Origin of the sequence: Rhodosalinus sp., from assembly GCF_041685465.1 — a bacterium.
In the GTDB taxonomy this organism is placed as follows: Bacteria; Pseudomonadota; Alphaproteobacteria; order Rhodobacterales; family Rhodobacteraceae; genus Rhodosalinus.
The window spans coordinates 1-4,947 of sequence record NZ_JAWLFS010000224.1; the positions used below are offsets into that span (position 1 = coordinate 1).

8 protein-coding genes are annotated in these 4,947 nt (G+C 71.7%); 2 read left to right on the forward strand and 6 right to left on the reverse strand.

Features of this window, described 5'->3' with window-relative positions; translation table 11 throughout:
• Positions 1-128: 128 nt before the first annotated feature.
• The 3 genes from ACESL7_RS13020 to ACESL7_RS13030 form a co-directional block, all read right to left on the reverse strand.
• On the reverse strand, positions 129-626 hold the full coding sequence (locus ACESL7_RS13020) for a MarR family winged helix-turn-helix transcriptional regulator (protein ID WP_372893745.1): 498 nt from the start codon (positions 624-626) through the stop codon (positions 129-131).
• A gap of 90 nt (positions 627-716) precedes the next feature.
• Entirely contained in the window at positions 717-941 is a 225-nt protein-coding gene (locus ACESL7_RS13025; protein ID WP_372893746.1) for an FAD assembly factor SdhE, read from the reverse strand.
• A gap of 50 nt (positions 942-991) precedes the next feature.
• Positions 992-1,399, reverse strand: a complete 408-nt coding sequence (locus ACESL7_RS13030; protein ID WP_372893740.1) for a helix-turn-helix domain-containing protein — start codon at positions 1,397-1,399, stop codon at positions 992-994.
• A gap of 89 nt (positions 1,400-1,488) precedes the next feature.
• Here ACESL7_RS13030 and ACESL7_RS13035 point away from each other — a divergent pair, with 89 nt between their 5' ends.
• Positions 1,489-2,694 carry a pyridoxal phosphate-dependent aminotransferase gene (locus ACESL7_RS13035; RefSeq protein WP_372893741.1) on the forward strand — a complete coding sequence of 402 codons (1,206 nt, stop codon included), beginning with the start codon at positions 1,489-1,491 and terminating at the stop codon, positions 2,692-2,694.
• Positions 2,691-3,098 carry a hypothetical protein gene (locus tag ACESL7_RS13040; RefSeq protein ID WP_372893742.1) on the forward strand — a complete coding sequence of 136 codons (408 nt, stop codon included), beginning with the start codon at positions 2,691-2,693 and terminating at the stop codon, positions 3,096-3,098. The genes ACESL7_RS13035 and ACESL7_RS13040 overlap by 4 nt, the downstream gene beginning before the upstream one ends.
• 419 nt (positions 3,099-3,517) lie before the next feature.
• On the opposite strand, the gene ACESL7_RS13045 is transcribed toward ACESL7_RS13040, so the two are convergent.
• From ACESL7_RS13045 to ACESL7_RS13055, 3 genes are all read right to left on the reverse strand, one after another.
• On the reverse strand, positions 3,518-3,994 hold the full coding sequence (locus ACESL7_RS13045; RefSeq protein WP_372893743.1) for a TrmO family methyltransferase domain-containing protein: 477 nt from the start codon (positions 3,992-3,994) through the stop codon (positions 3,518-3,520).
• Positions 3,991-4,719, reverse strand: a complete 729-nt coding sequence (recO, locus tag ACESL7_RS13050) for a DNA repair protein RecO (RefSeq protein WP_372893747.1) — start codon at positions 4,717-4,719, stop codon at positions 3,991-3,993. Before recO ends, ACESL7_RS13045 begins: the two co-directional genes overlap by 4 nt.
• Before the next feature lie 48 nt (positions 4,720-4,767).
• A partial coding sequence (locus tag ACESL7_RS13055; protein ID WP_372893744.1) for a DUF1491 family protein occupies positions 4,768-4,947 on the reverse strand: 180 nt, incomplete at its 5' end.

The window sequence follows — 4,947 nt, forward strand, 5'->3', positions numbered from 1 at the left end:
GGCGTGGGGCGCCGCACCGGGCGCATGTTCCGGTTCGGTCCTGTCCCTGCCGCCCCATCACGTCTGTGCAAACCTGTCCTGCAAGCGGGGCGACGGGCGTAGACGGCCCCCTCCCGCCAGCCTGCGCCTCAATAGATGTACCGGATCTGATCGCTCCAGTAACGCTCGAGCCGGCGCAGGGTCCGCGCGATCTCGTCGAGGCCGTCCGGATCGAGCACCTGCGCCGAGATCAGCCCCTCGGCATGGCGCGCGAACAGGGCGGCGACCGTGCGCCGAATCTCCTGTCCCCGGGGGGTCAGGCGCACGCGCACCGCGCGGCGGTCGATCTCGCAGCGCTTGTGGTGCATGAAGCCGCCCTCGACCAGCTTCTTCAGGTTGTAGCTGACGTTCGAGCCCTGGTAATAGCCGCGGCTCTTCAACTCGCCCGCCGTCACCTCGTTGTCGCCGATGTTGAACAGCAGGAGCGCCTGCACCGCGTTCACCTCGAGCACGCCGAGGCGCTCGAACTCGTCCTTGATGACGTCGAGCAAAAGCCGATGCAGCCGCTCCACGAGCGAGAGCGCGTCCAGGTAGCCGGCCATGATCCCGCGATCGACCCCGGCCGGGAGGGGCGTGTTCATGTTCATCTTCGTCGCCTCCGCCTCGGTGACGCGAAGACCCTGACGAAGAATGCCGAACAAGCCGTTAAACCGTGGCGTGGTCGCGTAAAATCCGCACTATTCCGGCGCCGGAAGCCCCTCCTGGATCGCCGCGACGGCCTGTGCGTGGCGCTCGGGCGGCGGGGTCTGGCCGGAGATCCAGGCGTAAAGGTCGGTGTCGCCCTCTTCCAGAAGCGCCTCGTAGCGGTCGAGCGCGGCCTCGTCGAGCGCCGCGCCCTCGGCCTCGAAATAGCGCATCAGGATGACGTCCATCTCCTTGGTGCCGCGCCGCATCGAGCGCATGGTCAGGCGGCGCAGCCGGGTGTCGCGGTCCTCGCCGGTGATCGGGTCACTCACTGGCCGCTCTCCCTGAGTTGCACGCGGAGCTGCTTTTCCAGCCGCGCGAGGCGGTCGGAGGCGGACTTGAGCTCGGTCCGCAGCTCGCGCATGGAGGCGAGGATACGGCCGACCTCCGCCGGCACCTCGGCGACGTCCTCGGGCCCGTCGAGGCCGTCGCCCTCGCCGGTCAGAAGCCACATGATCGAGACGTTCAGAATGCCGGCCATCATCGAGAGCCGGTTGGCGCGCGGCTCGCTCAGGTCGTCCTCCCAGCCGCGCAGCGTCGAGAGCTTGACGCCCAGCCGCCGCGCGAGCTGTGCCTGGGTCATGGCCGCACGCTCGCGCGCGGCGGCGACCCGGTCGCCGAAGGTGGCGACCTCTGGGCCGTACCAGTTGACGGCCTCCTGAAGATCCTCGTTCATCCGTCTCTCCCTTCCGCGGCCGGGGCCGCTTGATCCTGCGTCCGCCGACAGCCTAAGACATGGTCCACCCGCCTTCAAACCGGTGCCGCATGATCCCTGTTTCCGAGTCCCTCGCCCGCGTGCGCCCCTCGCCGACCGTCGCCGCGAGCCAGCGCGCGCGCGAACTGATCGCCGAGGGCCGCGACGTGATCTCGCTCAGCGCCGGCGAACCCGACTTTGACACGCCGCGCCACGTCAAGGACGCGGCGATTGCGGCACTCGAAGGGGGGAAAACGAAATATACCGCCCCCGACGGCATCCCGGAGCTGAAGGCAGCGGTGGCGGCGAAGTTCCGCCGCGAGAACGGGCTCGACTACACCCCGGAGGAGATCACCGTCGGCGCCGGCGGCAAGCAGGTGATCTTCAACGCGCTCATGGCGACGCTGAACCCCGGCGACGAGGTGGTGATCCCGGCGCCCTACTGGGTGAGCTACCCCGACATCGTGCGCCTCGCCGGGGCCGAGCCGGTGATCGTGGAGACGGAGATGGCCGCAGGCTTCAAGCTCGCGCCGGATGCGCTCGAGGCGGCGATCACGCCGCGCACGCGCTGGGTGCTGCTGAACTCGCCCGGCAACCCGACGGGCGCGGGCTACGCGCGCGCCGAGCTCGCCGCGCTGGCAGAGGTGCTCTTGCGGCACCCCGGGGTGCTCGTTCTCTCGGACGACATCTACGAACACATCGCCTACGACGGGTTCACCTTCGCCACGCCAGCCGAGGTTGCGCCCGGCCTGCGCGACCGCACGCTGACGCTCAACGGCGTGTCCAAGGCCTATGCGATGACCGGCTGGCGCATCGGCTACGCGGGCGGGCCGGCGGAGCTGATCGCGGCGATGGGCAAGCTCCAGTCGCAGAGCACCACCTGCCCGGCGGCGCTCAGCCAGTGGGCGGCCGTCGCCGCGCTCGAGGGGCCGCAGGAGTTCCTCTCCGAGGCCTGCGCGACCTACCGCCGCCGCCGCGACCTGGTGGTGGCGCGGCTGAACGCGATTCCCGGTGTGATGTGCCCGGTGCCGGAGGGCGCCTTCTACGTCTATCCCTCGATCGAGGGGCTCATGGGGCGCACCACCGCCGGCGGCCGGCGGATCGAGACCGATCAGGATTTCACCGACGCGCTTCTGGAGGAGCAGGGGGTCGCGGCGGTCTTCGGCGCGGCCTTCGGCCTTTCGCCGCATTTCCGGGTAAGCTACGCGACCTCGGACGCGGTGCTGGAGGCGGCCTGCGCCCGGGTCGCCGCCTTCGTGGCGGGGATGCGGGGATGAGCGATCTGCCGGAGTATTACTTCCGCGTCCGAGAGAACGGCGCGCTCGTCTTCCGGCTCGACGGGGCGAACCGGCACAGTCGCCTGGAAATGGACCCGATCGCCGTCGTCAACATCCGCAACGGTGAGGTCAGGCCGCAGGGCGACCGGACGCTCGACGGGGCGGACGAGGCTGCCATCCGCGACTGGATGGAGGAGCGGCGCGCGCGGCTCGCCGCGCGCGAGATGGATGACATCCACCGCGCGGTCGATCAGATCAACCTCACCGCGCAATGGGCGCAGAGCCGCGCCACCGATGCCCAGCTCGAGGAGGTGACGGACCGCCTGCTGCTGGCGATGCACGACCTGCGCACCGTGCTCGTCCGCAAGAAGGCCGAGCGCGCCGCACGGGAGGATGAACCCTGATGAGCGCGGGGTGGGCCGATCGGTTCCGTGGTCTCCCCGTGGAATGTTCAGTTCGAGGGGCGCCGGATTGGCCGGTGCGCCGCCTCAGGCATGGAGACGGGCCGGATGCGAGGTCGCACATCGTGGGACCGGTTGGGCAGGAGGCGGCGGTTCCGGTCGTGGTCGCGCACGGCGCGCGAGCCGGCAAAGTCAGAATGTCCGGACAAGTGCCTGCGTTCTCGGGGCGCGTCCGGGTCTCGTCTTCCTTCAATCGACGTCCTCGTGCGTGACGACCGGTGCGAAACCGGGCGCCCCTGAGAGCGTGAACGATCGAGTGCTACAGATTTCCTGAAGCAATCAAGTGTCCTCCGGGACTGCCTGATGCGCGCGGCCAAACCCCGGTGGGAGTATGTCCGCCAGGATGGCGGCCCGGGCGCGCGTCAGCGGTCGGGCACTGTGTCCACGGTGTCGAGCCATGGCTTGATGTCGAGGAGCGGCGTGCCGTCGAAGGCGTCGGTGGCGTCGATCGCGACGTGGCCTCGGTCTGCTTCGAGCGCCGTGATCCGCACGAGTTGCAGCGCCACGGGGTTGGGGCGCACGGGCGAGCGGAGCGCGAAGGTGCCGCGCGGGCCGGCGGCATGCGCGGGGGCCTGCACGATCAGGTCGCGCCGCTTGTCACCGTACCACGCCAGGAGCCAGATCCACTGCCCCTCCGCGAGGCCGCGCAGGCCGGGGCGGTAGGGCGCGTCGATCTCGAGACGGGCGCCGCCGCCGCCACGGTCGCGCGCTTGCCGCAGGTTGCGCGGGCAGTCGCCCGCGCGCCACTCCGAGCGCAGTCGCCCGATCGCCGTCACACCGGCGAAGGCCTGCGCCGCCGGGTCGACGCCGAGCGCCTCTTCGCCCGCGCGCCGGCTCATGCCGCCTGCCGCGCGAGAAGCTCGACGAAGCGGCGCCGTGCCTCCGGCACGGGGCGGTCGCCAAGGTGCGGAGCGAGGTGGTGGTGCAGGAAATGCCCCGTCGTGCCGAGCGCGGTGGCGATCTCGGTGTCGGGCGCGGCGCCTTCACCCATCAGGCAGGGGGGCAGGGGCAGGAGCCGGTCGGCCCAGGCGCCCGCGCCCGCGCGCGAGACGGCGCAGCCCGTGCGCGGCGAGACATAGGCGAGATCCCCGGTCGCGCCGGTCGCCGCGCAGGCCGTGAGATCGAGGCCGAAGCCCATCTCGGCCAGCAGCGCGAGTTCCCAGCGCAGGTAGCCGAGGGGCCAGAGCGCGCGTTCGGGCAAAAGGTCCATCAGCGCCACCGAACGACGGTAGAGCTCGGGGTGCGGCGCGCGCTCGGGCAGGCAGAAGGCGAGGAGCGCGGTCACCGCGCGCAGCCCCGCGAGCGTGCGCCGGTCGCCCATGGCCTGCGCCGCGCGGGCGCGCTGTGGCTCGACGGTGAAGGCGCCGATGTGCTCGGAGAGCCGCGCGCGCCAGGTCACGTCGAGCTGCGCGCCGGGCTGCAGGACGGGGGCCATGCGCCGGGAGGCGCCGCCGCGCACGACGCCCGCGTGCCGGCCCTGCGTCTCGGTGAAGACCTCGACGATGGCGTTCGCCTCGCCGTGGGGGCGGGCGGAGAGAAGGAGCGCGCTGTCGCGCCATTCGATCATGGGGTCAGTATCCCGCGCCCGGCGCGGCGCGGCAAGGGTGGCGGCTCAGTCCGAGAGCCCCGGTTCGTCGAGCAGGTGCCGCCCGGCGCGGTCCTCCACCTCGACGATCCAGAGATCGGGGTCGGTGCGGCGCTGGCGGGCGAGGGCGGCGTCGACCTCCGGCTCCGGGCCCTCGCTCAGCACCTCCCAGCGCCGCGCGCCGCGGGGGCGGTCCCAGCGGCGCAC

Coding starts and splice junctions, on each gene's coding strand:
- ACESL7_RS13020 (WP_372893745.1), bottom strand. CDS start 626: ATGAACATGAACACGCCCCTCCCGGCCGGGGTCGATCGCGGGATCATG.
- ACESL7_RS13030 (WP_372893740.1), bottom strand. CDS start 1,399: ATGAACGAGGATCTTCAGGAGGCCGTCAACTGGTACGGCCCAGAGGTC.
- ACESL7_RS13025 (WP_372893746.1), bottom strand. CDS start 941: ATGCGCTCGATGCGGCGCGGCACCAAGGAGATGGACGTCATCCTGATG.
- ACESL7_RS13045 (WP_372893743.1), bottom strand. CDS start 3,994: ATGAGCCGGCGCGCGGGCGAAGAGGCGCTCGGCGTCGACCCGGCGGCG.
- ACESL7_RS13040 (WP_372893742.1), top strand. CDS start 2,691: ATGAGCGATCTGCCGGAGTATTACTTCCGCGTCCGAGAGAACGGCGCG.
- ACESL7_RS13035 (WP_372893741.1), top strand. CDS start 1,489: ATGATCCCTGTTTCCGAGTCCCTCGCCCGCGTGCGCCCCTCGCCGACC.